29 protein-coding genes, 1 tRNA gene and 2 pseudogenes are annotated in these 25918 nt (G+C 67.0%); 15 read left to right on the forward strand and 17 right to left on the reverse strand.

The annotated features are described in order from the left end of the window. Position 1 precedes the first annotated feature (1 nt). Genes menB through KBZ14_RS03690 form a run of 5 tightly spaced genes read left to right on the forward strand, consistent with a single transcriptional unit; the run spans position 2 to position 5245 of the window. Positions 2–859 carry a 1,4-dihydroxy-2-naphthoyl-CoA synthase gene (menB, locus tag KBZ14_RS03670; protein ID WP_255116951.1) on the forward strand — a complete coding sequence of 286 codons (858 nt, stop codon included), beginning with the start codon at positions 2–4 and terminating at the stop codon, positions 857–859. 42 nt (positions 860–901) lie between these two features. Continuing rightward, positions 902–1498, forward strand: coding sequence for a L,D-transpeptidase (locus KBZ14_RS03675; protein ID WP_399210624.1), 597 nt, complete (start codon positions 902–904; stop codon positions 1496–1498). Between the two features lie 56 nt (positions 1499–1554). Further along, a complete protein-coding gene (glgA, locus tag KBZ14_RS03680; RefSeq protein ID WP_255116952.1) occupies positions 1555–3087 on the forward strand; it encodes a glycogen synthase GlgA in 1533 nt (510 codons plus the stop codon). Positions 3088–3101: 14 nt separating this feature from the next. Beyond that, on the forward strand, positions 3102–3863 hold the full coding sequence (locus KBZ14_RS03685) for a hypothetical protein (protein ID WP_255116953.1): 762 nt from the start codon (positions 3102–3104) through the stop codon (positions 3861–3863). Positions 3864–3868: 5 nt separating this feature from the next. Further along, the gene (locus tag KBZ14_RS03690; protein ID WP_255116954.1) at positions 3869–5245 is read left to right on the forward strand and encodes a UDP-N-acetylmuramoyl-tripeptide--D-alanyl-D-alanine ligase; all 1377 of its coding nucleotides are present in this window, start codon (positions 3869–3871) and stop codon (positions 5243–5245) included. 4 nt (positions 5246–5249) lie between these two features. On the opposite strand, the pseudogene KBZ14_RS15815 reads toward KBZ14_RS03690, so the two are convergent. From KBZ14_RS15815 to KBZ14_RS03705, 3 genes and pseudogenes are all read right to left on the reverse strand, one after another. Next, a pseudogene (locus KBZ14_RS15815) lies at positions 5250–5782 on the reverse strand (response regulator transcription factor). Between the two features lie 21 nt (positions 5783–5803). Beyond that, positions 5804–5914: pseudogene (locus KBZ14_RS03700) on the reverse strand (DUF3136 domain-containing protein); the annotation flags it as partial. A gap of 35 nt (positions 5915–5949) precedes the next feature. Next, complete coding sequence (locus KBZ14_RS03705) at positions 5950–6168, reverse strand: CP12 domain-containing protein (RefSeq protein ID WP_255116956.1); 219 nt, start codon at positions 6166–6168, stop codon at positions 5950–5952. A gap of 416 nt (positions 6169–6584) precedes the next feature. On the opposite strand from KBZ14_RS03705, the gene KBZ14_RS03710 reads away from it, so the two are divergent. Then, a complete protein-coding gene (locus KBZ14_RS03710) occupies positions 6585–6839 on the forward strand; it encodes a Nif11-like leader peptide family RiPP precursor (protein WP_255116957.1) in 255 nt (84 codons plus the stop codon). 24 nt (positions 6840–6863) lie between these two features. Here KBZ14_RS03710 and glmU read toward each other — a convergent pair whose 3' ends face one another. Both glmU and aroA read right to left on the reverse strand, forming a co-directional pair. Then, positions 6864–8219, reverse strand: a complete 1356-nt coding sequence (glmU, locus tag KBZ14_RS03715; RefSeq protein ID WP_255116958.1) for a bifunctional UDP-N-acetylglucosamine diphosphorylase/glucosamine-1-phosphate N-acetyltransferase GlmU — start codon at positions 8217–8219, stop codon at positions 6864–6866. Between the two features lie 46 nt (positions 8220–8265). Next, positions 8266–9573: a 3-phosphoshikimate 1-carboxyvinyltransferase gene (aroA, locus tag KBZ14_RS03720; RefSeq protein ID WP_255116959.1), complete on the reverse strand. Its 1308-nt coding sequence runs from the start codon at positions 9571–9573 to the stop codon at positions 8266–8268. Positions 9574–9657: 84 nt separating this feature from the next. Between aroA and KBZ14_RS03725 the strand changes: the two genes are divergently transcribed. Beyond that, a complete protein-coding gene (locus KBZ14_RS03725) occupies positions 9658–9909 on the forward strand; it encodes a Nif11-like leader peptide family natural product precursor (RefSeq protein WP_255116960.1) in 252 nt (83 codons plus the stop codon). Between the two features lie 9 nt (positions 9910–9918). Here KBZ14_RS03725 and KBZ14_RS03730 read toward each other — a convergent pair whose 3' ends face one another. Together KBZ14_RS03730 and KBZ14_RS03735 are read right to left on the reverse strand one after the other, a co-directional pair. After that, positions 9919–10362: an Rrf2 family transcriptional regulator gene (locus KBZ14_RS03730; protein WP_255116961.1), complete on the reverse strand. Its 444-nt coding sequence runs from the start codon at positions 10360–10362 to the stop codon at positions 9919–9921. Next, positions 10362–11924, reverse strand: a complete 1563-nt coding sequence (locus KBZ14_RS03735) for a UbiD family decarboxylase (RefSeq protein ID WP_255116962.1) — start codon at positions 11922–11924, stop codon at positions 10362–10364. The genes KBZ14_RS03730 and KBZ14_RS03735 overlap by 1 nt, the downstream gene beginning before the upstream one ends. A gap of 68 nt (positions 11925–11992) precedes the next feature. Here KBZ14_RS03735 and KBZ14_RS03740 point away from each other — a divergent pair, with 68 nt between their 5' ends. Genes KBZ14_RS03740 through sds form a run of 5 tightly spaced genes read left to right on the forward strand, consistent with a single transcriptional unit; the run spans position 11993 to position 16576 of the window. Next, positions 11993–12748: a 2-phosphosulfolactate phosphatase family protein gene (locus KBZ14_RS03740; protein ID WP_255117069.1), complete on the forward strand. Its 756-nt coding sequence runs from the start codon at positions 11993–11995 to the stop codon at positions 12746–12748. Between the two features lie 42 nt (positions 12749–12790). Further along, entirely contained in the window at positions 12791–13609 is an 819-nt protein-coding gene (locus KBZ14_RS03745) for a carbon-nitrogen hydrolase family protein (protein ID WP_255116963.1), read from the forward strand. Between the two features lie 7 nt (positions 13610–13616). Further along, complete coding sequence (locus tag KBZ14_RS03750) at positions 13617–14726, forward strand: N-acetylmuramoyl-L-alanine amidase (RefSeq protein WP_399219586.1); 1110 nt, start codon at positions 13617–13619, stop codon at positions 14724–14726. After that, the gene (murI, locus tag KBZ14_RS03755) at positions 14723–15553 is read left to right on the forward strand and encodes a glutamate racemase (RefSeq protein ID WP_255116964.1); all 831 of its coding nucleotides are present in this window, start codon (positions 14723–14725) and stop codon (positions 15551–15553) included. Before KBZ14_RS03750 ends, murI begins: the two co-directional genes overlap by 4 nt. A 51-nt stretch (positions 15554–15604) precedes the next feature. Next, positions 15605–16576: a solanesyl diphosphate synthase gene (gene sds, locus KBZ14_RS03760; protein WP_255116965.1), complete on the forward strand. Its 972-nt coding sequence runs from the start codon at positions 15605–15607 to the stop codon at positions 16574–16576. Between the two features lie 9 nt (positions 16577–16585). Here sds and KBZ14_RS03765 read toward each other — a convergent pair whose 3' ends face one another. After that, positions 16586–17248 (reverse strand): HAD family hydrolase, encoded by a 663-nt coding sequence (locus KBZ14_RS03765; RefSeq protein ID WP_255116966.1) that lies wholly within the window; start codon positions 17246–17248, stop codon positions 16586–16588. Between the two features lie 106 nt (positions 17249–17354). Here KBZ14_RS03765 and acs point away from each other — a divergent pair, with 106 nt between their 5' ends. Next, positions 17355–19361: an acetate--CoA ligase gene (gene acs, locus KBZ14_RS03770; RefSeq protein WP_255116967.1), complete on the forward strand. Its 2007-nt coding sequence runs from the start codon at positions 17355–17357 to the stop codon at positions 19359–19361. A gap of 3 nt (positions 19362–19364) precedes the next feature. Here acs and KBZ14_RS03775 read toward each other — a convergent pair whose 3' ends face one another. Both KBZ14_RS03775 and KBZ14_RS03780 read right to left on the reverse strand, forming a co-directional pair. After that, entirely contained in the window at positions 19365–20087 is a 723-nt protein-coding gene (locus KBZ14_RS03775; RefSeq protein WP_255116968.1) for a DUF1350 family protein, read from the reverse strand. Continuing rightward, positions 20084–20548, reverse strand: coding sequence for a peroxiredoxin (locus KBZ14_RS03780; RefSeq protein ID WP_255116969.1), 465 nt, complete (start codon positions 20546–20548; stop codon positions 20084–20086). The genes KBZ14_RS03775 and KBZ14_RS03780 overlap by 4 nt, the downstream gene beginning before the upstream one ends. A 178-nt stretch (positions 20549–20726) precedes the next feature. Between KBZ14_RS03780 and KBZ14_RS03785 the strand changes: the two genes are divergently transcribed. Continuing rightward, positions 20727–21536, forward strand: a complete 810-nt coding sequence (locus KBZ14_RS03785; protein WP_255117071.1) for a 3'-5' exonuclease — start codon at positions 20727–20729, stop codon at positions 21534–21536. Positions 21537–21620: 84 nt separating this feature from the next. Continuing rightward, positions 21621–21875, forward strand: a complete 255-nt coding sequence (locus KBZ14_RS03790) for a hypothetical protein (RefSeq protein WP_255116970.1) — start codon at positions 21621–21623, stop codon at positions 21873–21875. A 94-nt stretch (positions 21876–21969) separates the two neighbouring features. On the opposite strand, the gene KBZ14_RS03795 is transcribed toward KBZ14_RS03790, so the two are convergent. The 7 genes from KBZ14_RS03795 to KBZ14_RS03825 all read right to left on the reverse strand — a co-directional run bounded on the left by KBZ14_RS03795 (position 21970) and on the right by KBZ14_RS03825 (position 25857). After that, a tRNA-Pro gene (locus tag KBZ14_RS03795) sits at positions 21970–22043 on the reverse strand. 15 nt (positions 22044–22058) lie between these two features. After that, positions 22059–22418: a Rho termination factor N-terminal domain-containing protein gene (locus tag KBZ14_RS03800; protein ID WP_255116971.1), complete on the reverse strand. Its 360-nt coding sequence runs from the start codon at positions 22416–22418 to the stop codon at positions 22059–22061. Between the two features lie 62 nt (positions 22419–22480). Further along, the gene (locus KBZ14_RS03805; protein ID WP_255116972.1) at positions 22481–22639 is read right to left on the reverse strand and encodes a hypothetical protein; all 159 of its coding nucleotides are present in this window, start codon (positions 22637–22639) and stop codon (positions 22481–22483) included. A 22-nt stretch (positions 22640–22661) separates the two neighbouring features. Then, entirely contained in the window at positions 22662–22967 is a 306-nt protein-coding gene (locus KBZ14_RS03810) for a hypothetical protein (protein WP_255116973.1), read from the reverse strand. Further along, positions 22964–23701, reverse strand: a complete 738-nt coding sequence (msrA, locus tag KBZ14_RS03815; protein WP_255116974.1) for a peptide-methionine (S)-S-oxide reductase MsrA — start codon at positions 23699–23701, stop codon at positions 22964–22966. Before msrA ends, KBZ14_RS03810 begins: the two co-directional genes overlap by 4 nt. A gap of 46 nt (positions 23702–23747) precedes the next feature. Continuing rightward, positions 23748–24014, reverse strand: coding sequence for a hypothetical protein (locus KBZ14_RS03820; RefSeq protein WP_255116975.1), 267 nt, complete (start codon positions 24012–24014; stop codon positions 23748–23750). 79 nt (positions 24015–24093) lie between these two features. Further along, on the reverse strand, positions 24094–25857 hold the full coding sequence (locus KBZ14_RS03825; RefSeq protein WP_255116976.1) for an ABC transporter ATP-binding protein: 1764 nt from the start codon (positions 25855–25857) through the stop codon (positions 24094–24096). Positions 25858–25918: the final 61 nt, after the last annotated feature.

Consider the following 25918-nt stretch of genomic DNA (forward strand, 5'->3'; position numbering starts at 1 on the left):
GATGCCGCCGTCTTCCCCCCAGGCCAGCCCCCAGTGGATCCCGCAGGGGACCTACGAGGACATCCTGTTTGACCTGAGTGAGGAGGGCCTGGCCCGCATCACCATCAACCGGCCCCACAAGCGCAATGCCTTTCGGCCCAAGACGGTGATCGAACTGTTTGATGCCTTTTCGCGGGTGCGCGACAACCCGGCTATCGGGGTGGTGCTGTTCACGGGCGCGGGCCCCGCCGCTGACGGCGGCTATGCCTTCTGCGCAGGGGGGGATCAGAGCGTGCGCGGCGATGGTGGCTACGTGGGCGATGACGGCCTGCCCCGCCTCAACGTGCTCGATCTGCAGCGGTTGATCCGCAGCCTGCCCAAGGTGGTGATCGCCCTGGTGGCGGGCTATGCCATTGGTGGCGGTCAGGTGCTGCACCTGCTCTGTGATCTCAGCCTGGCGGCGGAGAATGCCGTGTTCGGCCAAACAGGCCCCCGGGTGGGCAGCTTTGACGGTGGTTTTGGGGCCAGTTACCTGGCGCGCCTTGTAGGACAGCGCAAGGCCCGGGAGATCTGGTTCCTGTGCCGCCAGTACAACGCCCAGCAGGCGCTGAGCATGGGCTTGGTGAATGCCGTGGTGCCCCTGGAGCAGCTGGAGCAGGAGGGGGTGGCCTGGGGCCGGGAGGTGCTGGCCCACAGCCCCACGGCGATCCGCTGCCTCAAGGCGGCCTTCAATGCCGAAACCGATGGCATGGCAGGCCTCCAGGAGCTGGCCGGCCAGGCCACCCACCTCTTCTATCGAACGGAAGAGGGCCAGGAGGGCCGCAACGCGTTTCTGCAGAAACGCCACCCTGATTTTTCGTCCTCCCCCTGGCTTCCCTAGCTAGGAGTAGCAAAGATCTGCTGTTCCGCCGTCGTGTTGCGGTTGCCATCCCCTGTGGGCCGCACCTTGTTGCTGGCAGGGCTTGTGCTGGTGCCCACCAGTCCCCTGCGGGCTCGCCAGGCCGATCCGATTCCCCCGGCGGCTCCGGAGATCAGCGATGCGGTGGCCCTGCGCAGCGTGCCTCCCGCCCTGTTGCAACTGTCCGGCCTGCAGCTGGTGCTTGACCGGCAGAAGCGGCAACTGATGCTGCTAGAGAACGGCACCCTCAAGCGCCGCTATCCCGCTGCCGTTGGCACGGTGGGCTGGGAAACCCCGGCCGGTAGCTTCCAGGTGTTGAGTAAGCAAGTGAACCCGGTGTGGGAACACCCGGTCACAGGGGCCGCCATTCCTCCAGGCACGCAGAATCCCCTGGGCAGCCGCTGGATCGGGTTCCACCGCGACTGCTCCGGGCGTCAGGGCTGGGATGGTGAGCGCTACCTCGCTGTGCAGGGCTGCACCGTGGCGGGATTCCACGGCACCCCCCATCGCTGGACGGTGGGGCGGGCCGTGTCCCATGGCTGTGTGCGGCTCTACGAAGAGCACGTGCAGGAGGTGTTCGAGTGGGTGCAGGTGGGCACACCGGTGACCGTGCTGCCCTGAGGGATCAACCCGGACGCCGCCCGTAGTATTGGCCCCACTTAGAGCCGGGTCCTGCCATGCGCGTGCTGTTCGCTGCAGCTGAATGCGCCCCGATGGTGAAGGTGGGTGGCATGGGCGATGTGGTGGGCTCGCTGCCCCCCTCCCTGAAGGCCCTTGGCCACGATGTGCGGCTGATGATGCCGGGCTACGGCCGGTTGTGGGCCAAGCTCGACATCCCGGCAGAACCGGTGTGGCGGGGCCACACCATGGGCACAGACTTCGCCGTCTATGAGACGCGCCACCCGAGTAACGGCTTGCCGCTCTACCTCGTGGGGCATCCGGTGTTTGACCCGGAGCGCATCTATGGCGGTGAGGACGAGGACTGGCGCTTCACCTTCTTCGCCAGTGCCACGGCTGAATTCGCTTGGAATCACTGGAAGCCGGAGGTGCTCCATTGCCACGACTGGCATACCGGCATGATTCCGGTGTGGATGCATCAGGACCCCGAGATCAGCACGGTGTTCACCATCCACAACCTCAAGTACCAGGGTCCCTGGCGCTGGAAGCTTGAGCGGATGACCTGGGTTCCCTGGTACATGCAGGGGGATCACACCATGGCGGCCGCTCTGCTCTATGCCGATCGGGTGAATGCCGTGTCGCCCACCTACGCCCAGGAGATCCGCACGCCGGAATACGGCGAACAGCTCGATGGCCTGCTCAATTACGTGAGCGGTAAGCTGCGCGGCATCCTCAACGGCATTGACCAGGACGACTGGAACCCCGCTACGGACGCCACCCTCCCAGCCAGCTACTCCGCTGACAACCTCGCCGGCAAGGCTGTTTGCAAGCAGGTGCTGCAGGAGCGCATGGGCCTGGCGGTGAATCCTGAAACCTTCCTGATGGGCATGGTGACCCGGCTGGTGGACCAGAAGGGTGTGGACCTGCTGCTGCAGGTTGCCGATCGCGTGTTGGCCTATTCCGACAGTCAGATCGTGGTGCTTGGCACGGGGGATCGGAACCTCGAATCGGGTTTGTGGCAGATGGCGGCGCGCCATCCCGGCCGCTTCGCCGTGTTCCTCACCTACGACGACGCCCTGTCGCGGTTGATCTACGCCGGTAGCGATGCCTTTCTGATGCCCAGCCGGTTTGAACCCTGCGGGATCAGCCAGTTGCTGGCGATGCGCTACGGCTCCATCCCCGTGGTGCGCCGCGTGGGTGGCTTGGTGGATACTGTGCCCCCCCATGATCCGCGCCACCACAGCGGCACGGGGTTCTGCTTCGACCGCTACGACCCCCTCGACTTCTACACCTCGATCGTGCGCTCCTGGGAGGCCTTTCGTCATGCCGCTAGCTGGCGTGAACTGCAGCAGCGCGCCATGACCGCCAACTTCAGCTGGGAGCGCTCGGCCCTGGAGTACGACCGCCTTTACAGGGAAGTGCGGGGGGTCAAGGAGCCCAGCCCGGATGCGGAGGCCGTGGGGCAGTTCTCCCTTGGCCAGGATGCCGATCCCAGTCGCCAGGGGGTCGATGCTCAGGCCGAGGCGCCGGCGTCGGTGGGAGCTGGCTTCCGCAATCCGCTGGCATTGCTGCGACGCCGCAACCTTGGCTGAGGGCGTCCCGGTCCATGGGTCGTGAGCCCCTGGCAAACCAGCCGCCGCGCTCCGATCTGCCGGCTTCTTATCGCAACCCCTGGACCGCCCTGGGCGATGACCTACGGGCTGTCTGGGCAGACCTGGGCCTGCGGCTTCGGGAGCTCTGGCGCCGTAATGGCGAGGGCTCCCTGCCACGGCCCCGCTGGTGGCCCCCGGACCTCGTCCCCCTCTTTTGGCCGTTGTTGCTCGCCGCGGCGGTAGCCCTGGTGATTGCCGCGGGGCTGGCCGTGCAGCGCTGGTATGACTCGCGCGCAACGCCTCCCAGCCCGATGGCGACTACCGAGTTGTTATCGGCGCCGGAGGCTGATGGGCCAGGTGAACCGGTGCTCGAGCCACAACCTGAACTAGGGCTGAAACCTGAACGGCCCATCGGGGCCGACTTGCCGGCGCAGCCTGAGCCCATCCCCGATCTGGACGCGCAAGCACCACCAGAGCCCGCACCCACGCCTGCGCCTGATCCCCTGGCCTCCTTGCTGCAGCGCCCGGAGGCCAATGGCCTGATCCTGGCGGCCACCGCAGAACCGGCCGCGGCCACCCTCACCCTGCAGGTGCGTAGCACCTTCCTGGGACTGTCGGCTCCTGAGCAGCAACGGCGGGCCGATCAATGGCAACAGTGGGCCCAGGAGCTGGGCTACGACCATCTGCTGTTGCGCGATTCAGGCTCTGGCCTGCTGGCACGGGATGCCCTGGTGGGGAGCGGCATGATCGTGCTCACAGCGCCCCGCCCGTCCTGAAGCCGATGCAGCTGAGCCAGTTGATCCAGCACTGGGGCCAGCCCCTGGGCGCGTCTGTGGATGGCACGCAGATCCTGGGTCCGATCTGCACAGACAGCCGCACTCTGGAGCGGGGCCAGCTGTTTGTGCCGCTGGTGGGCGAGCGCTTCGATGGCCATGGCTTCCTGCCGCAAGCGGCAGCGCTGGGGGCCCAGGCGGCCCTGGTGCAGCGCAACCGCAAGGGGGAGGTGCCGCCCGGCTTGCTCCACTGGCTGGTGGATGACACCCTTGCCGCCTACCAGCAGCTGGCCCTCTGGCACCGCCAGGCGTTGGCGTTGCCCGTGGTGGCGGTCACGGGTTCTGCCGGCAAGACCACCACGCGTGAGTTGATTCGCGCGGTATTGCAGCCCCTTGGCCCGGTGTTGGCCAGTGTGGGCAATGAAAACAACGACATCGGTGTGCCCCTCACCCTCCTCAAGAGCGGTGAGAAGCACCGGGCGCTCGTTGTGGAGATGGGCATGCGCGGGCTGGGCGAGATTGAGCGCCTCAGCGTCTGTGCTGAGCCGGATCTAGCGGTGATCACCAACATCGGCACGGCCCACATCGGCCGGCTCGGCAGCCGGGAGGCCATCGCCACCGCCAAGTGTGAGATCACCACGGCCCTCAAGCCCGGGGGCTGCGTGGTGATTCCCGCCGGCGATCCCGTGCTGGAAGTCGCCCTGGCTGCGGTGTGGAGCGGGCGGGTGCTGCGGGTGGCTCTGGAGGGGGAGGGTTATGAATCCCAGGCCGATTGGGTGGGGCGGCTGGATGCCAGCGGCCAGACCCTGGAGGTGGCCGGAACGGTGCTGCCGCTGCCCCTAGAGGGTCAACACAATGCCCGCAACCTGATGCTGGCCCTCGCTGTGGCGAGTGAACTGGGGCTCAACGTCGCTGCACTGGAGGCCTTGCAGGTGGATCTGCCGGGAGGCCGGAGCCGTCGCCTCAGCATCGGCGGAGTTTCGGTGCTCGATGAGACCTACAACGCCTCCCCGGAGGCCGTGCAGGCGGCCCTGGCCCTGTTGCAACGCCAACCCGGCCGCCGCTTTGCCGTGCTCGGCACCATGCTGGAGCTCGGCGATCAGAGTGTGGCCTTGCATTGCCGTGTGGCGCAGCATGCCCGGGAGCTGGGCCTCGACGGGCTCGTGATTGTGGATGCTGGTGCCGAGGGCCAAGCCATGTTGGCGGCTGCCGCGGGGCTGCCCCGGCTGGCGCTGGTGTCCAGCCCGGCTGAGGCAGCGGAGCAGCTCTCCACCTGGATCCAGCCTGGCGATCAGCTGTTGCTCAAAGCGAGCCGGGGCGTGGCCCTGGAACAGATGCTGCCGCTACTGGCCACCCGCTGGGCTGATCCGCTGCCCAGGGGCTGAGCCCTCAGAGCTGCACCATCCCGCAGCGCATGCCCTTGAGCACGGCCTGCACCCGGTTGTTCACGTCCAGGGTTTTCAGGGCCGCTTGGTGTGGGTGCGAGCAGTTTCCTCACTCACGACCAGCTGCTTTGGGATCTCCTTGTCCGTTAGACCACTGGCCAACAGATCGGGCACCTCGTATTCCCGGGGCGTGAGGCGCGGGCAGCTCAGATAGGGCAGCGTGCCGGTGCGCAGGGATGGGCTGCGATAGGAGTGGTGGCCCATCACGGCAATTACGGCCGCCTGCAGCGGTTTCTGGTCTTCGATGTAATCGGCCTCGGCTACCACCGCTTCGATCCACTCCGCCTCGCTGTACCCCTGGGGGATGGCATCACCCTATGCAAGCACCACCAGTTTCAGGGAGGCCTCGTCTGTGACGGCGCAGCCGATCAGATTCGGTGCACTAAAGCTCTCGCATAGGCAGCGCAGAAAGAAGAGCCCCTTCATGGCCAGCGCCACTTTGTACCGGCGAGGCAGGCAGTGGTGCAGGGTGTCCAACCGACTCCAGCAGACTGTGCGCTGAATCTTCTTGAGGCTGCGATTCTCGGCGATCAGCATCTTCATCGCCTTGCAATAGAGCTGATAATTGGCTTCAAGTTCGCCAATGGTGATGCTGGGGGTCAGGCTCATGACTCACGGGAGCGATGGTCGTCGGTGCTGGCTGGTCAGTCGTCGTAGACCCGGCACTCCGGAGCTGCGGGGTTGAGATCGCAATAGAGTTCGAGGGGGCTGGGATCCTTCTGCTCATCAGGATGGTGGGCTTTGTACTCCTCTAAATCCTTGATTTCGGCCTCGAGATGTCCGGCCTTGGCTTGATCGCCGCTGCGCCGTGCCTGCTCAAGCTCAGTCCGATCCTTGGCGAGATGGGAATCGATGTTCTCCATGGGAAAAGTGTTGAGATTGGCCTGGTCAAAGCCTATGGCGTGACGGTGTCTTGCACCGCTTCATGGTGCACTGATGGATCCACTCATGCACAAACTGAGATTATTGATCTGTTGCGTTTATTGCGGCTAGGTACTTCTACTCCTGGCCGTGACTGGATGTCTGCGTTGGGCCTGATTTTCCCTCTCCAGTGCTCAGCATGTAGAGCGCACGAGTACTACCCCCATAGGGGGCAATCCCTGTGGTGCTCGCGATCGGATGCTGGTCGAATCCGTTCAGCCAGCGGGCAGGATGGTCTCGAGATCTGTGATCGCGATCAGCCAGTTACATCGCGGAGTTCCTTGCTTGCACGCTCTGGTAATGCCATCGCCGCTGATCGCGGGTCCCTTAGGGTTGTGGGCGAAACATCCCGGTCCGCATGACCCTCGACTCCTTCAAGGCATTTGCTTCCCTCGTGGGCTCGGATGCCGCGGTGCGCAGCCAACTGAGGGCCGCTGCCAATGCCGATGAGGTGGTGGGTGTGGCCGCCAGCCATGGCCATCACTTCAGCAAAACCGTGCTGCTGCGCCAGCACGCCGAAGCCCTGAGCCAGGCGCACGATCACGAGCTCGAAGGCATCAGCAGCTGGAGCGATGCCCTGATGCACTGCTTCGGCGTGAGCGACAAGGACTGAAGCGAGTCCCCACCCCCCAGCGGCTCAGCTGGCGCTGGGGGGCTGCCAATGCTCCTTCACCAGTTGCTTAGCCCGGCCCAGGGCGAGAGCTCCGGCGGGTACGTCCTTGGTGAGGGTGGAGCCTGCCCCCACGGTCACGTTGGCGCCCAGGTTGATCGGTGCCACCAGCACGCTGTTGGCACCGGTTTTGCTGCCGGCGCCGATCACGGTGCGGTGCTTGTTCACGCCGTCGTAGTTGGCCGTGATGGTGCCGGCGCCCACGTTCACCCCTGCTCCCAGGTCGGCATCGCCGATATAGCTGAGGTGATTCACCTTGGAGCCGGCGCCGATCTGGCTCTGTTTGATCTCCACGAAGTTGCCCACCCGGCAGTCTTCGGCTAGCTCCGCGCCAGGCCGCAGCTGGGCGAAGGGGCCGATGCTGCAGTGGTCGCCCACGCTGGCCTCCCGCACCACGGAGTAGAGCACCTCCACGCGAGTGCCCACCTGGGCGTTCTCCAGCAGAGAACCGGGGCCGATGTGGCAGCCATCGCCAATGCTGGTGTTGCCGCGGAAATGGCACTGCGGCTCCACCACCACATCGCTGCCAAAGCGGGTGCCATCGCTGAGGGTGCAGCTGGAGGGATCCACGAAGGTCACCCCTTCGGCCATCCAATGCTTGCGCAGCCGGTCCTGCAGCACGGCCTCGCACTGGGCCAGCTGAATCCGATCATTGATGCCGCTGATCTCCTCGGCATCGGCCACCTCCAGGTGCATGGCCGGGCTGAGCATCGCCACGGTGTCGGTGAGGTAGAGCTCGCCCTGGTCGTTGTCGGTGGTGAGCTTGGGCAGCACCTCCGCCAGCTTCGGCCAGTTGAAGCAGTAGATGCCGGCGTTGGTGAGGCTGTTAAGCCGCTGCTCGTCACTGCAATCGCGGTGCTCCACGATGGCGGACACGGTGCCGGCCGCATCGGCGAACACGCGCCCGTAGCCGCTGGGATCGGCCAGGCGCGCGGTGAGCAGTGTCACGGCGGCGCCGCTGGCGCGGTGCTGGGTCAGCAACTGCTGGATGGTCTGCTCGCGCAGCAACGGCACATCGCCGTTGAGCACGAGCAGATCCCCCTGGAACCCGGCGAGCGGTTCGAGCAGCTGCTGCACGGCATGACCCGTGCCGTTCTGGGGTTGTTGCAGCACGTAGTCCAGGCCCGGGTGGCTGGCCAGGGACGCCTCCACGCGCTCGGCCTGGTGCCCCACGATCAGCAGCTGACGCTCCGGGTTCAGGGGGCGGCAACAGGCCAACACCCGTTCCACCAGGGTGGCGCCTGCCAGCGGTTGGAGCACCTTGGGCAGCACGCTTTTCATGCGGGTGCCCTTCCCTGCGGCCAGAACGGCAACGGCGAGCATCGGCGGGAAGCGGTAACTGGCCGGGAATCTAGGCGCCGCCCATGGCTCAGGCCTGCAGGCGCTGCAGGTCGTCCCAGAAGGTGGGATAGGACACGGCCGCTGCCTCCGCCCGCTCCAGGCTGGTGGCGCCCCGGGCGATCTGGGCGGCTACCGCCAGGCTCATGGCCACGCGGTGGTCGGTCTCGCTGTCCACGGCGGCGCCGTGGAGCTCCACGCCACCCTGGATCGCCATGCCATCGGCGAACTCCTCGATGCGCGCGCCCATGGCCCCCAGCTGACGGGCCATCACCGCCAGCCGGTCGGTTTCCTTCACCCGCAATTCCTCCGCCCCGGTGACCCGGCTGATGCCCTCGGCACAGCAGGCCGCTACCGCGAGCACCGGGATTTCATCCACCAGCCGCGGGATCAGTTCCGCGCCGATGCTGAAGGCCTGCAGGGGGCCATGGGTCACCCGCAGGTCGCCCACGGGTTCGCCTGCCACATCGCGGGCATTGAGCAAGTCGATGCGGGCCCCCATCTGTTCCAGCACGTCGAGGATGCCGGTGCGGCTGGGGTTCAGACCCACGTTCTCCACCGTGAGGTCGGCGCCGGGGGTGATGGCACCAGCCACCAGCCAGAAGGCGGCGGAGCTGATGTCGCCGGGCACGACCACCTCCTGGCCCCGCAGGCTGGCGCCGGGGGTGATGGTGACCTCCGTGTTGCCGGCCCCGCCCACGCTGAGTTGGGCGCCAAAGGCCCGCAGCATCCGTTCGCTGTGATCGCGGCTCTGCACCGGTTCGATCACGGTGGTGCAGCCCTCCGCCGTGAGGGCCGCCAGGATGATGGCGCTCTTCACCTGGGCCGAGGCCACCGGGGTGTGGATCGTGGTGCCGCGCAGGGGAACCCCTGCAATCGCCAGGGGTGCCAGGTTGCCGCCGCTGCGGCCGGAGATACGGGCCCCCATCGCACTGAGGGGGCCGCCCACCCGCTGCATCGGCCGGCGCCGCAGCGAGGCATCGCCATTGAGCACGAAATGCCGGCCGCTGCGGCCTGCCAGCAGGCCGAGCATCAGCCGCATGGTGGTGCCGGAGTTGCCGCAATCCAGCACATCCTCCGGCTCCTGGAAACCGTCGAGGCCCACCCCGTCCACCAGCACGGGCTGCCCCGCCTCGATCGGCGACACCGCCACCCCCATGGCCCGCAGGCAGGCGGCGGTGCTGAGCGGGTCCTCGGCGGGCAGCAGGCCATCAATCCGGGTGGTGCCTTCGGCGATGGCACCGAACAGCAGCGCCCGGTGCGAAATCGACTTGTCGCCCGGCACCCGCACCGTGCCCCTCAGGCTGCGGCCAGCGGTGGTTCCCAGGGCGAGCGGCATCGGGGCAAGGCGTCTGGGGCGAGCGTAGGCAGTGGCCGTTCGGCCCAGTTACCGCTAACACGTCTTCAGCACTCCCCTTGGCCCGTGGCCGAACACCTCGACGCTGTCTTTGCCTTCCTCGGGCAGATCCAGGCCGATGCCCAGTTGCGGGCCAGCCTCAACGAGGTGTGCACCGCCGACGAGGTGGCCGCCATCGCCGCGCAGCGGGGCTTCAGCTTCACTCCAGCCAGCCTGCTGGAGCTGTTTCAGCGTTGCAATGAGGCCCCGGTGGCGCGCTCCGGCCTGATGGATGAAAAGTTGATCCGGGTGTATTTGCAGCGCGCGGCCCTCAGCTGAGCGCCAACCTCAGCCCAGCATCAGGCCGCCGTCATTGCTGAGGCTCTCCTGCCAGCTGCGCAGGTCGTAGATCAGTTCCTCCAGGGTGAGGGCCGCCAATTCCCTCTCCATGGCCTGGTGTAGGCGGTGGCTGAGGCTGAGCATCACCCGTTCCTCGGCGCGGCCAAACTCCGCTGGCTCCGCGGGTTGGCTGAGCATCGGCTGGGCCCCCACCGCCTGCAGCACGGCGCCCACGGCGATCTCGCGGGGATGGCGCTCGAGCCGGTAGCCACCCAGGCGCCCCCGCCGGGCCTCCACCAATTGGGCTCGCCGCAGTTGCAGTAGCAGTTGTTCGAGCATCGGTGCTGGTAGATCCTGCGCCGCGGCGATCTCGTTCACGGAGCGCCATTGCTGCGGGGTTGCGGCCAGTTCGAGCAGGGCCCGCAGGGCCTGCACTCCCGCCTTGCGCAGCATCAGCTGGGCTGGCTGGGTCGCATCCCTGCGAGGCGCTCCAGCACGTGCTCCAGGGTGTAGCCGAACAGGGCGGGATCCGGATTGGTCTGGCCCAGGTCGTCGAGCCCCAGTTCGCTCCAGCGCCCATCAATGCGGGCCTCCAGCTCCGCCGGCCGGCTGAGGGGCTCTCCCCAGGGGTGTCGCCGTTCGGGCCCCACCTTGGTGGTGGCATCGATGGCCAGGCGCCCCCCCAGCCCTAGTTGCTCGCTGGCGAAATCCAGGGTGTCAAACGGGGTGTTCTCCAGCACGAACAGATCCCGCTGGGGATCCACCAGGGCGCTGATGGCCCAGATCACCTGGCGGGGGTCGCGGATGTTGATGGTTTTGTCCACCACCACCACGAATTTGGTGTAAGTGAACTGGGGCAGGGCGCTCCAGAAGGCCATGGCCGCCCGCTTGGCTTGGCCGGGATAGGCCTTGTCGATGGCGATCACCGCCAGCTTGTAGCTGAGGCCCTCCATCGGCAGGAAGAAATCCACGATCTCCGGGATCTGCTGGCGCAGGATCGGCGTGTAGATGCGGTTGAGGGCAATGGCGAGCATGGCGTCCTCCTTGGGGGGGCGGCCACTGAAGGTGGTGAGGAACATCGGCTGGCGCCGCTGGGTCACGCACTGGAAGCGGATCAGCGGGGAGGGCTCCATCCCGCCGTAGAAGCCCATGTGATCCCCGAAGGGGCCATCGGCCAGCTCCTCCCCGGGGGTGATGGTTCCCTCGAGCACCACCTCGCTGTGGGAGGGCACCTCCAGGTTCACGGTTTTGCATTTGGCCAGCCGCACGCCCTCGCCGGCGTAGAGACCCGCGAACAGCCACTCACTCAGCTGCACTGGGATCGGTGTGGCCGCCGCCATCACCAGCAAGGGATGCACGCCGATGGCAATGGCGATCTCCAGCTTTTTGCCCATGGCCGCCGCCTTGCGCAGGTGCCTGGCCCCGCCCCTCACGCTCAGCCAGTGCACGGTCATCGTGTTCACCGACTGGCGCTGCAGCCGGTAGACCCCCACGTTGGGAACGCCGGTTTCCGGATCCTTGGTGATCACCAGGCCGAGGGTGATGATTCCGCCGGCATCGCCTGGCCAGGGCCGTAGCAGCGGCAGAGCATCGAGGTTCACGGCATCGCCCTTGAACACCTGCTGGTGGCAGGGAGGGGTGAGATCGAGATCGGGGCGGGCTTTCACCAGATCCCAGAGCACCCCCCCGAAGCGGGTGAGCTCCTTGAGGCCCTTGGGGGGGCGGGGCTGCTGCAGTAGAGCCAACCGTTCCCCTAGAGCCTCGAGTTCCTCGGGCTGCTCCATGCCCATGCTCCACAGCACCCGCTCCTGGGTGCCCAGCAGGTTCACGGCCACCGGCATGGAGGAGCCGATCACGTTCTCGAACAGCAGGGCCGGGCCACCACAACTCAACACCCGGTCGGCGATGGCGGCTAGCTCCAGGTCGGGGTCCACCGGAGCGCTGATGCGTCGCAGCTGACCGCGCTGCTCGAGCACCCCGAGAAAGCCGCGCAGGTCGCGTTTGGCCGAACCCATGGCCACGAACTCCCGATTGCCTGCCTCGTGGTGCCTACTCTGACGCACCCACCCCGTTGGCGGCGGCCGTGCTGATCTCCTACTTCCATACTTCCGAGTGCGTCCCGGCGCTGAAGCCCCCGGCCCAGGCCGGCCCCGATGCGGCGGTGGTGATCGACGTGCTGCGGGCCACCACCACGATTGCCTGGTCGCTGCAGAACGGTGCGGAGGCGATCGAGGCCTTCGCCGATCTCGGCGCCCTGGATGCTGCCGCTGCCGCCTGGCCCGCTGATCTCTGCCTGCGGGCCGGGGAGCGCGGTGGCAAGCGGGTGGAGGGCTACGACCTCGGCAATTCGCCCCTGGCGGTGACCAACGACGTGGTGGGAGGGAAGCGCATCTTCATGAGCACCACCAACGGCACACGCTCCCTCGACAAGGTGCGGCCCGTGCCCCTTCTGGTGACGGCCTGCCTGCCCAACCGCACCGCCGTGGCCAAGCGGCTGATTGCTGCTGAATCCACCAACGTGTGGATCGTGGGCAGTGGCTGGGAGGGGGATTACTCCTTGGAGGACAGCCTGGCAGCCGGAGCCGTGGTGTCCGCGGCCATGGAGCTGGCGGTGGCGCCCCACGTTGGGGTGCGCTGCGGCAATGATGAGGCCCTCGCGGCCCTGGCTCTCTGGCAGCAGTGGCGCCATGAGCCAGAAACCTGTCTGCGGGCCGCCAGCCACGGCCAGCGCCTGATCGGAATCGGCAACCACGATGCCGACTTTGCCTGTTGTGCTGCGGTGGATACACTCACGATCGTGCCAACCCAGACCAGTCCCGGGGTGATTCAGGCCGGCTGAAGCCGCGCCCACTACAGTGCCGACGACGGCGAGAATCCAGCGGTGACAAGCTTTCTGGCGGCAGCGATTCAGCTCACCAGCACGCCGGATCCAGAGTTCAATTTTGCGGCTGCCGAGGAGCAGATCGAGCTGGCCACCCGGCGCGGCGCCGAGTTGGTGGGCTTGCCCGAGAACTTCGCCTTCATGGGCGACGACGAGCGCCGCCTCGAGCTCGCTCCCACTCTGGCCGAACGGGCCCAGCGTTTTCTGGTGACCATGGCTCGCCGCTATCAGGTGACCCTGCTTGGCGGGGGCTACCCCGTGCCCGCCGGCGAGCGGCTCACTTATAACCGCGCTGAGCTGGTGGGCAACGACGGCCAGATCCTGGCCACCTACGACAAGATCCACCTCTTCGACGTGGATCTGCCCGACGGCAACACTTACCGGGAATCCGCCACGGTGCAGCCCGGTGATGCCCTGCCGCCGGTGGTGGAGGTGCCAGGCCTGTGCCGGGTGGGCCTGTCTATTTGTTACGACGTGCGCTTTCCTGAGCTCTACCGACACCTGGCCGAAGAGGGCGCCGACGTGCTGTTCATCCCTGCCGCCTTCACGGCGTTCACCGGCAAGGATCACTGGCAAGTGCTGCTGCAGGCCCGTTCGATCGAGAACACCGCCTACGTGGTGGCACCCGCCCAGACGGGCAGCCACGGCGGCCGCCGCCAGACCCATGGCCACGCCCTCGTGATCGATCCCTGGGGAACGGTGTTGGCCGATGCGGGCGTGGGGCCGGGCCAGGCGGTGGCTCCGATCGATGTGGGCCACCGCCAGCGCATCCAGGCCCAGATGCCGAGCCTGAGGCATCGTCGTCCAGCCCTGTTCTGAGCCGGTGATGCGGGCTACAGGATCTCGGCGGTTGTTGCTAATTCGTCTGCTGGTGGCGGCGCTGGTGCCCTTGGGCAGCTTGGCCATGGCTTTGCCCGCCTGGGCTGGCAGTGCCCTCTCGGCCTGGCGGATCAACCGCGAAGGCGCCCTGGAGTTGCGCACTTCTCCCAACAGTTCGGCCCAGGCCTTCTTTGAAGAGGGGCGGGGCGGTGTGGGGCCACGGGTGTGGGTTGATCTCCCCGGCGCTCCGCAGCGCACCCGCACCATCCCCGGCTCCGGCGTGGTGCGCCAGGTGCGGGTGGGTAGGCCCAATGCCAGCACCACCCGGCTGGTGGTGGAGTTTCAACCCGGTACCCGCCTCGACCCCCGCGGGCTGAAGTTGCTGGGCACGTCCCGCGATCGCTGGCGTATGGACTTCGGCGCCGTGGCCGCCGGCCTTGCTCCCCTGGGGGAAGGTGATCTCGAAGCCCCTTCGGCCCCCAGTTGGCGGGCGACGGTCCCTGAGCGCGCCGTGCTGCCCAGCGGCCCGGTGCCCTCGGCGGCCTCCCTGCCGGATGTGCCCCGGGGCCGGTACAAGGTGGTGATTGACCCGGGCCATGGCGGCCCGGATCCCGGCGCGGTGGGCATCGGTGGGCTGCGCGAAACCGATGTGGTTCTGGATGTGAGCCTGCAGGTGGCCCAGCTGCTCCAGGCCAAGGGCATTCAGGTGCTGCTCACCCGCACCTCCGAGGTGGATGTGGACCTACCGCCCCGGGTGGCCTTGGCCAACAACAGCCGCTCCGATGCCTTCCTGAGCATCCACGCCAATGCCCTAAGCATGGCCCGGCCGGATGTGAACGGCATCGAGACCTTCTATTTCGAGAGTGCCCGCTCCCGCAACCTGGCCCAGGCGGTGCAGGAGCAGATGCTGGCGATCTCCCCGGGGAGTCCGGATCGGGGGGCTCGGCCCGGTCGGTTCTTCGTGATCCGCCGCACCGTGATGCCAGCAGCCCTCGCGGAGATGGGCTTCGTGACGGGGCAGCTCGATTCCCCGCGTCTGGCTGATCCAGCCTTCCGGCGCCGGATGGCGGTGGCCATCGCCACGGGAATCTTGAATTACTTCCTTCAGAACCCATGAGTGAAGCGCCGATCGGCATCTTTGATTCCGGGGTCGGCGGCTTGAGTGTGTGGCGCCAGATCGTGGAGCAGCTGCCTGGCGAATCCACGCTCTACCTCGCTGATCGCGCCCATGTGCCCTATGGCAACCGCACGGCGGCGGAGATCCAGTTGTTCTGCGAGCGGATCACCGAGCGCCTGGTGGATGATGGCTGCAAGGCCGTGGTGGTGGCCTGCAATACCGCCTCCGCCGTGGCCCTGCGCGGGCTGCGGCAACGCTTTCACCAGCTGCCGATCCTGGGCCTCGAGCCCGCCGTGAAGCCGGCGGTAGCCCTCACCCGCTCTGGTGTGGTGGGGGTGATGGCCACCCCCGCCACCTTTCAAGGCGAGCTCTACCGCGCCACGGTGGGCCAACACGCCTGCGATGTGCGTGTGGTGGAGCAGGTGTGTATCGGCCTGGCGGATCTGGTGGAACGGGGGGAGCTGGATGGCCCTGCCTGCGAGGGCCAGCTGCGTCAATTCCTGCAGCCGATGCTGGCGGCCGGTGCCGACACGATCGTGCTGGGCTGCACCCACTACCCTTTCGTGATCGACACGATCCGCCGCTTGGTGGGTCCTGGGCTGGCGGTGTTGGATCCGGCGCCGGCGGTGGCTCGCCACCTCGGTGAGGTATTGGCCTATCGCGGCTTGCGCCGGCATCAGCTCCAGCCCTGCCATCGCTTCTTCACCACGGGCGATCCCCACGGCTTTGATCAGGCTGCCCAGCGGCTGGTGGGGGTCACGGCCGCCAGCCAGGCGCTGAGCTGGATGTGTGATGGATCGACCAGCCTGGCGCTTCATCCCCTCTGAGCCTGCGGCCAGTGGTCTGAGCCTTCTAGGATCACCGCACCGCAGGGGGTCATGGCAACGGTCGCAGAGCTGCTCCAGCCCGTCGAGGCCGACCTCGAGGTTCTGCTCAGCGATTTGCGCAGCCTGATCGGTGCTGGGCATCCGATTCTCCAGGCTGCGGCAGAACACCTGTTCAGCGCCGGGGGCAAGCGCATTCGCCCCGGCATCGTGCTGCTGATTTCCCGGGCCCTCTCCAGCGATGGCGAGCTCAGCCCCCGCCACCGGCGATTGGCGGAGATCACCGAGATGATCCACACCGCCTCCCTCGTCCACGACGACGTGGTAGATGAGGCCTCCACCCGCCGAGGCGTGGATACGGTGCACAGCCGCTTCAATCACCGGGTGGCGGTCCTGGCTGGCGATTTCCTGTTCGCCCAGGCCAGCTGGCACCTGGCCAACCTCGACGATCTCGAGGTGGTGAAGCTGCTCAGCCGCGTGATCATGGACCTCGCCGATGGCGAGGTGAAGCAGGGCCTGTTCCGCTACGACACCGGCCAGAGCTTCGAGACCTACCTCGAAAAGAGCTACTGCAAAACCGCCTCCCTGATCGCCAACAGCGCCCGGGCGGCCGGCGTGCTCAGCGGGCTGCCGGAGACCCATCTGGATGCCCTCTATCGCTTTGGCCGCCAGTTGGGTTTGGCTTTCCAGGTGGTGGACGACATCCTTGACTTCACCGGCAGCGATTTGCAGCTGGGGAAACCCGCCGCCAGTGATCTGGCCAGTGGATATCTCACCGCTCCTGCCCTCTATGCCCTGGAGGAGCGTCCTGCTCTGGCGGGCTTGATTGAGCGCGAGTTCAGCCAGGAGGGGGATCTGGAGCAGGCCCTGGAGCTGGTTCGGGGCAGTGAGGCCATCCCCCGCTCCCGGGCCTTGGCCGAGGGCTTTGCCAATGAAGCCCGCGAAGCGCTCACCTGGCTGCCTGCTTCCGAAAGCCGCAGCGCCCTGCTGGCCCTGCCGGAGTTCGTGCTCAGCCGGCTGTACTAGGCCTCCGGCTCACTCCAGGTCGTCCAACGGCAGCTCCCGCAGCGACCGTAGACAGCGTGCCTGCGGCGGATAGTCCTTGGGGTGGAGGTCGGCGGCGAGCACCACCATCACCTGGCAGCCAGCGGCCACGGCCGAACGGGCCCCGGCCAGGGAGTCTTCAAAGGCCCAGCACTGGCTTGGCCTCACCCCGAGCCGCTCCGCTGCCAGCAGAAACACATCCGGGGCAGGCTTGCCGGCCTTGAGCTCGGGGTCGTCGCCATGCACCCGCGTGCGGATCGGCTCCAGCCAGGGGTGGGCTGCCGCCTTGAGGGCCACGGCCTGCCGGGCGCTGCTGGTGGCCATGGCCATGGGGATGGCCAGCTCGGCGCAGCGGGCCACCAGCTCGGGCGCACCCGGCATCGGTGGCGCCTGCACCAAAAGGGCCTCGGCAATGGGTTGGCGCACGGCCAGCAGTTCATCGCCACTGAGGCTTGGCCCGCCATCGGCCGCGATCCACGCCAGCACCTGGGCGGTGCAATCGAGCCGTCGCCGCCCCCGCAGGGCAAGCAACTCGGCCGGGGCCAGGCTTCTGCCGAAATGGGCAGCCGCTTCACTCCAGGCCCGGGCATGCAGCGGCTCGGTGTCGAGCAGCAGACCGTCGAGGTCGAACAGGCAGGCGGCGGGTCGAACCATGCCGCCATTCTCAACGACCACAGGCCTGGCCTGTTACAGCAGGGCCTCTGGCGCCTGTTCCTCGCTTGAATAGGCCGCATCGGCTGCACCCTTGCTTCCCACCGCCATGACAGAGGTCCAGTCCGCTGCCGCATCCACGGGGCCCACGATCGAATCGGTGCTGCAGGAGCAGCGGGTGTTTGATCCCCCGGCGGCCTTGGCCGCCTCGGCGCGGATTGGCTCGCTGGAGGCCTACTGGGCCTTGGCGGCCAGGGCCGAGGCCGATCCCGATGCCTTCTGGGACGAGCAAGCCAGGGAGCACCTGCACTGGTTTGAACCCTTTCACACGGTGCTCGATTGGAGTAACCCTCCCTTCGCCCGCTGGTTTGAGGGTGGCCGCACCAACCTGAGCTTTAACTGCCTCGATCGGCACCTCGATGGCCCCCGGGCCGACAAGACGGCGTTGATCTGGGAGGGGGAACCGGGCGACACCCGCACCTTTACCTACCGCCAGCTGCATGCCGAGGTGTGCAAGGCCGCCAATGCCCTCAAGGCCCTCGGCATCGGCAAGGGGGATCTGGTGGCCCTCTACATGCCGATGGTGCCAGAGGCGGCCATTGCCATGCTGGCCTGCGCCCGCATCGGCGCCCCCCATTCGGTGGTGTTCGGTGGCTTTTCGGCCGATGCCCTGCGCGATCGCCTGATTGATGGCGAGGTGAAGGCGGTGATCACCGCCGATGGCGGCTTCCGCAAGGACAAGCCCGTGCCCTTGAAACCAGCCGTGGATGAAGCCTTGGGGGCGAACGGCGGTGCGCCGAGTGTGCAGGCGGTGCTGGTGGTGCAGAGGTTGGCCGGGGCCGGAGGCACCTGCGTCATGCAGGCCAACCGGGACCACTGGTGGCACGACCTTGTTGACGGCCAGAGCGCCGACTGCGCGGCCGAGCCCATGGAGAGTGAAGACCGCCTGTTTGTGCTCTACACCTCCGGCTCCACCGGTAAGCCCAAGGGGGTGGTGCACACCACCGCTGGTTACAACCTCTGGGCCCACCTCACCTTCCAGTGGATCTTCGACATCCGCGAGGACGACATCCACTGGTGCACCGCCGACGTGGGCTGGATCACGGGCCACAGCTACATCGTGTACGGGCCGCTCTCCAATGGCGCCACCACGGTGATGTACGAGGGTGCGCCGCGCCCCTCCAATCCCGGGGCCTTCTGGGAGGTGATCCAGAAGCACAAGGTGAGCATCTTCTACACAGCGCCCACGGCGATCCGTGCCTTTATGAAGAGCGGACGCGCGGTGCCGGATCAGTACGACATGAGTTCTGTGCGCATCCTCGGCACGGTGGGGGAGCCGATCAATCCCGAGGCCTGGATGTGGTATCGCGACGTGATTGGCGGTGGCCGCTGCCCGATCGTGGACACCTGGTGGCAGACCGAAACCGGCGGCGTGATGATCAGCCCCCTGCCCGGCGCCACACCCACGAAGCCCGGCTCCGCCACCCTGCCCCTGCCGGGTATTGCCGCCGACGTGGTGGACCATGACGGCAACTCCCAGGCTGCCGATCAGGGCGGCTACCTCGCGGTGCGGCGTCCGTGGCCGGGAATGATGCGCACCGTGCACGGCGATCCGGAGCGCTTCCGCAAGAGCTACTGGGAAGAGATCAAGCCCTCCGATGGCAGCTGGTTGTATTTCGCTGGTGATGGCGCCCGCCGCGATGCCGATGGCTACTTCTGGGTGATGGGCCGTGTCGACGACGTGATCAATGTGTCGGGCCATCGCCTCGGCACGATGGAAATCGAGAGTGCCCTGGTGAGCCATCCCGCCGTGGCAGAGGCGGCCGTGGTGGGCCGGCCCGATGATCTCAAGGGCGAGGGCATCGTGGCCTTTGTGACCCTGGAGGCCGGCCGTAGCGGTGATGATGCCCTGCTGGCAGAACTGCGCAGCCATGTGGGCAAGGAGATCGGGCCGATTGCCAAACCCGATGTGATCAAGTTCACCGATGCCCTGCCGAAAACACGCAGCGGCAAGATCATGCGCCGGATTCTGCGCTCCCTGGCCGCTGGCCAGGAGGTGAGCGGTGACACCAGCACCCTCGAGGATCGCTCGGTGCTGGATGCCCTGCGGGTGTGAGCTTTAGCCGCCCTGCCACCAGCGCAGTAGGCCTTCGGCTAGCTCATCGATCTGGCGTTGGCGGGCCGGATCATCGGCCCAGGTACCCAGCAGGTTCTGGCGCAAGCCTGCACTGGCTGGGGTGAGGTGATCCCCCGGGCGTTCCACCAGTTTGGAGCGGTCTTCTTGGCGGGCCTGCAGTACTGCCAGCAGCCGCTGGCTCTGATCGAGGGCATCGCGGCTGAAACGCACCAGTAGGTTGCGGGGCTGGCGGTAGTCGCGGGCGATCAACCGCAGGGTTTCTTCAGGGGAGGGGCTGAATTCCGTGCTGATGCCCAGCCGTGGCGCTAGCTCCGCCAGCAGGGGCACGCTTCGCTCGGCGGAGAAGTTGTTGAAGCTCAGGGCGGCGAGGCCGGAGGAGCCCCTGCCGTTGTCCGGAGCCAGCAGGTGCAGTTTGCAACCGAGGCTGTGGCCGAGCCTCATGGGCAGGGACTCTCCTGCCATGGGCTGGCGCTCCCGCGCTGCCCGGAACAGCTTCCAGGCCTGATTGGCCTGGGCCTGGTGATCAAAGCCGGGCACGTAGCTCCAGGCTCGCACGCAGCAGCCTTGGCGGGCGAAGGATTCGAGCAGGCGCCGGTAGCTCACCTGGGGGGTGGCAGCGAGATAGCTGCCGCCGATGAACTCGATCAGGTAGCGGGGGCGCTCCGGCTGTAGCCCCCAGAGGCTGCCCTGCTGCTGCCAGTTCATTCCTGCTGGAGGCGTTGCAGGGCTGCGATCGCTTCACGGCGATGGGCGGGGCCATCCAGCAGGTTGTTGAACACATGGCGAATGACGCCGGAGCCATCGATCACATAGGTCACCCTGCCCGGCAGCAAGCCCAGCACGCTGGGCACTCCAAAGGCCTGGCGCAGCTGGTTGCCCTGGTCCACCAGGAGGGGATACGGCAGGTTGTGGCGCGCCGCAAAGCGCTGGTGGCTGGACGCGTCATCACCGCTCACCCCCCACACTTGGGCGTTCATGGCCTGCAGGTCGGCGTAGCTGTCGCGAAAGGCGCAGGCCTCCATCGTGCAGCCTGGGGTGTCGTCCTTGGGATAGAAGAACAGCACCAGGGCCTGGCCGCCCAGTTGATCGGTGCGGCGCTCCACACCGGCTTGATCCTGCAGGGCAATCATGGGAGCACGGTCACCGGCGGCGAGGGCCTTGGCCACGGGAGCAGGGTTCGAGATGTTGGCACCCTAGGCAGAGCCTCGCTTGAGCTGGGATCATGGCCATACCCAGGAGCAGGTGATGGCCACGGCCGGCGACGACCCGAGCAGGAATCCAGGCACTGATAGCCCCAGCCCATCGGGCTGGGAGCAGACCGACTTATTGGCCTTGGTGTCGGCGATGGAACCCCCGGCTCCGGCGCCGATTCCCACTCCAGAACCAGCGCCTACACCTTCTTCAGAAGCCATTGCAGCCCCAGGGCCTGAGAGCTGCCCGGAGCCAGAGGCCCCGGGGCTGCAGCGGCTGCTGATTCTCGATACGGAAACCACCGGGCTCGATTCGGAGCAGCACCACTGCATCGAAGTGGGCGCGATTCTTTTTGATGTGCCCCACCGGGCTGTGCTGAGCCAGGTGTCGTTTCTTCTGCCTTGCCAGGCCAATGCTGCCGAAGCTGTTAATGGCATTGCGGCCGCGGTGACGCAACGTCCCCAGCCATGGCAGGCGGCCCTGCAGTGCTTCGAGGCGATGCTGGCGGCCGCTGATGCGGTTCTGGCCCACAACGCAGCTTTTGATCGACAGTGGTTTGGTCAGGGGGTGCTGCCTGCCATCTCCAAGCCCTGGGTCTGCAGCATGGAGGATCTGCGCTGGCCGGCCGACCGCCATCTGCGGGCCAACCCCTCAGTGCGGGATCTGGCCCTGGCCTACGGGGTTCCCGTGTGGGCGGCCCACCGGGCCCTTACCGATTGCATCTACTTGGCCCAGGTGTTCGAACGCTGCCCCGAGCTCGAGCCGATGCTGCAGGCAGGGCTGGAACCCCGGCGGCTCTACCGGGCCCGCCTCTCCTATGACGAGCGCCACAAGGCTCGCGAGGCCGGCTTCCGCTGGAATGAGCCGATCAACGGCGCTTGGAGCCGCCGCCTCTCAGAGCGGGAGGCCTCCCTGCTGCCCTTTCCCGTGGTGGCTGTGGAGGATCAGCGCCGCACGGCCTGATTTGCTTCAGCAACAGGAAGCCCAACCGGCGGTTTTGTGCTCTAGGGGCCATAGCCTGCATGCTGAGGGCCCGCGGCACCATCCATGGTTCGAGGCGCCTATCCCAGGGGGAGCCCTGGTGGCTCCTGCTTGCACCAGCAGGTGCGGCGCTGGCAGGACATTCGCACCTGGGCGCGGCTGATTCGCGAAGCCGAGGCCCTCTGGCACGTGGATGTGCGCGATCTGCGCCGCCTCGGCGCCCTGGAACTCTCCCAGTTGCTGCAGGAGGTGCCCCCGAGCCAGCGCGGGCGGGTGAACCGCTGGCTGGCCTGCTACGGGGTGTCCACGCGGCTCGAGTGAGCCAGGGTCTCCAGCGAGGCCCTGGCTAGTTCCGCAGACACAAAAAAACCGCCCGGGGAAGGGCGGCTGGTGGTTGATGAACCGGTGATGTCAATCGGAGCGACAGGATTTGAACCTGCGACCCCCACTACCCCAAAGTGGTGCGCTACCAAGCTGCGCTACGCCCCGGCGAGAACGAAATTATCACAGCGCCTTGCCGCCGCTGGCCTGAATTCGGCGCAGTAAACGGCTGGATAGACGCTCACGGTTGAGCCCTGCGTAGCCGGCCATCCGCAGCTCCCGGGCCAGGCTGCGCAGCTGCGCCAGATTCATGGAGGCGAGCCGTAGTTCCGGCACCCGGCGCCAGGCACCGGCGGTGATCGGCAGGGCACTGCCCTGGCGCCCCTCTCCGAAGCGGGAGAGGGCTCCACCGGCCATCCATTCGGGCACGAGCACGAACAGCACGGCAAGCAGGCCATAGAGCTCCACCAGCCCCTTAGGCAGGGGATGGAGTTGGCGCCTGTCGATGTCGGACGTATGGGCTGGGGGAGGCGTGGGATCCACAGGCGAAGGGAGGGGTGGCCCGGAGGTCCGAGTCGTCTCTGGGCCCATTCTCCCGCAGGAGGTCAAATCAGGCCGCGCTGGGAGGTGGGGGGCTCCTGGCGCCAGAGCATCGCCGGCTCCTGGGACGGACTCAACCTCACGAACCAGAACACCAGGGCAAACACAAGGCCCAGGGTGGCGATCAGTCCCACGATCACGGTGCGGTCGGGCAGGGGATTCATGCTGGGGGAAGGGCTGTGGGGCTCAAACCTGCTCGGTGCGCAGGCACTGCAGCCGCTGGGGCAGCCGCTCAATCGTGAGTTCGTCGCCCCGCAGGATCAGGCGCATGTCATCGGCTGTGTAGTGGAGGCCCGGCAGCTCGGATCGCTCGCGGAAGAAGGTGCTTCGGTTGGGGCCATGGATCAGGGAGGCCTGGGCGTCATTGCGCTCCAGCACCACCATGCCCTTGTCGCGGCAGAGGTAGCGATCCTTGATGGCGTAGTCCTCCCACCAGGGGGAGTGCATGGCCTGGGCCAGCAACGGCACGATGGCCACGGCCCGCAGGCTCATAGCTGGATGGGGGCGTTGTCCCCCCGCAGCACGCAGTGGCTGATGCTCCAGTCGTAGTGGCGCCATACTGCAGCCGGCAGCTTGTAGTTGCAGCCGGCCCACTGGTTGTCCAGCAGCAGCCCGCTGGGTTGGGCGGAGCAGTAGGGGCGGCAGTCGGGCCGGGCCAGGTATTGCTGGTGGTAGCCCTCGGCGAAGAAAAACGGATTGTTGGTGGCGATCTCGGTGGTGATGGCTCCCTTGCCGTTGGCGTTCAGCAGGGTCTGGTAGTGGTCACGGCTGGCGATGGCGAGCTGCATCTGCTGATCGCTGCTGGCATAGATCGCGGAGCGGTATTGGGTGCCGGTGTCGTTGCCCTGGGCCATCCCCTGGGTGGGGTTGTGGCATTCCCAGAACAGCTTGAGCAGGTCGCTGAAATCGATGGCGTTCACGTCCCACACCACCCGCACCACTTCCGTGTGGCCGGTGCGACCGGAACACACCTCCTCGTAGGTGGGGTTTGGGCTGAACCCGCCGGCGTAACCCACGGCCGTGCTGATCACCCCCGGCAAACGCCAGAAGCCCTTTTCAGCTCCCCAGAAACAGCCGCAGGCGAATAGGGCTTCGTCCTGGCTGTTGCTGAGCGGTGCCTTCAGGGCGGTGCCCAGCACCAGGTGGCGTTCCGAGGTGGGAATCGCTGCAGCGCGACCAGGCAGGGCCGCTTCGGGGCTCACGAGGGCGGTTTTGTTGGCGCCCATCCCTTGGAAAAGTCCGAACACCGCGGGCTAGCAGATTTTGGAGAGCCTAGGCAGGGCCGCCGCTGCCGGTGCCGGGCTCCAGGGAGATGTGGTTGAGCAGCGTGGTGGTGAAGGCGAACAGCAGAAAGGGAAGCGAGAGCACCAGGATCAGGCCCACGCCCACCAGGGCGAAGATCGGCTTACTGGCTCCCATCAGGGCCAGGCCCGCCGCCAAGCTCACGAAGATCACCAGCATCCAGATCAGGATCTGGCCGTAGATGTCGCCGAAGGTGAGGGTGCAGCGTAGGCGGTAGGGGGGCACACCGGTGGTCATGGCAGCAGTGGCGCCGAGCGGTAGATCCAGCTAAGCCACGGCCAGGGCGGTTGTCTGCAACAGCACTACAAGTCTTCGGTCAAGCCGCCCGGCTCAGCTGCTCCTCGGCCTGCTCCCGCTCCCACAGGCGGCGGTAGGTGCCCGGTTGCTGGAGCAGTTCGCTGTGGTGCCCCTGCTGCACCAGCTGGCCGTTGTCGAGCACCAGCACCCGATCACAGGCCGCGGCGGCTGAGAGCTGGTGGCTGATCATCAGGATCGTGCGGTCCTGCTGGCTGCGCACCGATTGGAGGATGTCGGCTGCGGTGTTGTTGTCCACGCTGGCCAGGGCATCGTCGAGCACCAGCAGTGGAGCCTGTACCAACAGGGCCCTGCCCAGGGCTGTGCGCTGGCGCTGGCCGCCGCTCAACGTGATGCCCCGCTCACCCACCAGGGTGGAGTAGCCATCGGGGAAGCCCTTAATGTCGCCCTCCAGCCGGGCCTGGATCGCCGCCTGCTCCACCTGTTCCTGGCTTGCCTGGGGATCGCCGTAGCGCAGGTTGTCCGCTAGGGATGCGGTGAATAGGTATCCCTCCTGCGGCACCAGGGCCACCTGGCGGCGCAGGCTCTCGAGATCCACCGCCGTGATGTCGATGCCGTTAAGGAACAGGGCACCTGCCGGTACCTCCACCATGCGCCCCAGGGCGCGGGCCAGGGTCGTTTTGCCGCAGCCCACCGGTCCCACGACCGCCACCAGCTCACCAGGCGCCAGCCGGAAGCTCACGTTGTGGAGCGCCTCGCGCTCGGCGCCGCCGTAGCGCACGCACAGGTTGTGGGCCTCCACCGCCGCCGCGGCTGGCGGCCCTTGGCGGCTGGGCATGGATTGGGGCTGCACCGGTGACTGGATCAAGGGTGTGCGTCGCAGCAGCTCTTCCACCCGCTCCAGGCTCACCTGGCCGGTCTGGAAGGTGTTGAGCGTGAAGCCCAGCAGGGCGGTGGGAAATACCAGCCGCTCCACGTAGAGGATCAGGGCTACCAGGTCACCGATGCTGAGCCGGCCGCTCTCCAGCTGGCCGCTGCCCAGGGCCAGTAGCAGCAGCAGGCTCACCGAGGAGATGCCCTCCAGCAGCGGGAACAGGGTGCTGCGGGTGCGGGCCAGGTTGAGGGCGTCGTCGCGGTAGGCGCGGTTGCGCTCGGCGAAGGCCTGACGCTCAGTGGCCTCTTGGCCATAGATCTTGATGGCGCTGATGCCGGAGAGGTCTTCCTGGATCAGATCGCTCAGCTGGGCCAGCGATTCCTGCTGGCGCCGCTGCTGTTTCATCATGCGGCCGCCGAACAGGCGCACCGTGGCGAGCATCAGCGGATAGAGGCCCACGGCCGCCAGGCTCAGCCAGGGGTCGATGGTCAGCATCGCTGGCAGGGTGAGGGCATAGGCTAGGGCCGTGTTGGTGAGGCTGAGCACTGCAAAGCCCAGCAGGCGCCGCACGTTCTCCACATCGCTGGTGGCGCGGCTGATCACCTCGCCGCTACCGGTGGTTTGCACCCAGCCCGGCTCCTGGCGCAGCATGTGATCGAAGATCTGCTGCTTGAGGCTGGCCTCCACCTGGCGGCCCACGCCGAACACCAGCATGCGCGACCACAGCCGCACGCCCCCCATCACCGTGGCCAGCGCCACGATCAGGGCGGCCTGGCGGATCACATCGCTCACGGCAAAGCCGTCCTGCAGGTCGTCGATTACGCCGCGCACCAGCAGCGGAATTGACACGCTCAGCAGGTTCACCACCACTAGGGCGAGGGCGCCGATCAGCACCGTTCGCTTGTAAGGCCGCAGATAGCGCCGTATCAGGCCGAGACGGATGGCGGCCATGGAGTGCCTGAAGGTGCCGCCAACCTACGGAACCTGGGCGATGCTGTCGGCCGCTGCAGCT

Source organism: Synechococcus sp. HJ21-Hayes (assembly GCF_024345835.1).
Lineage (GTDB): Bacteria > Cyanobacteriota > Cyanobacteriia > PCC-6307 > Cyanobiaceae > Vulcanococcus.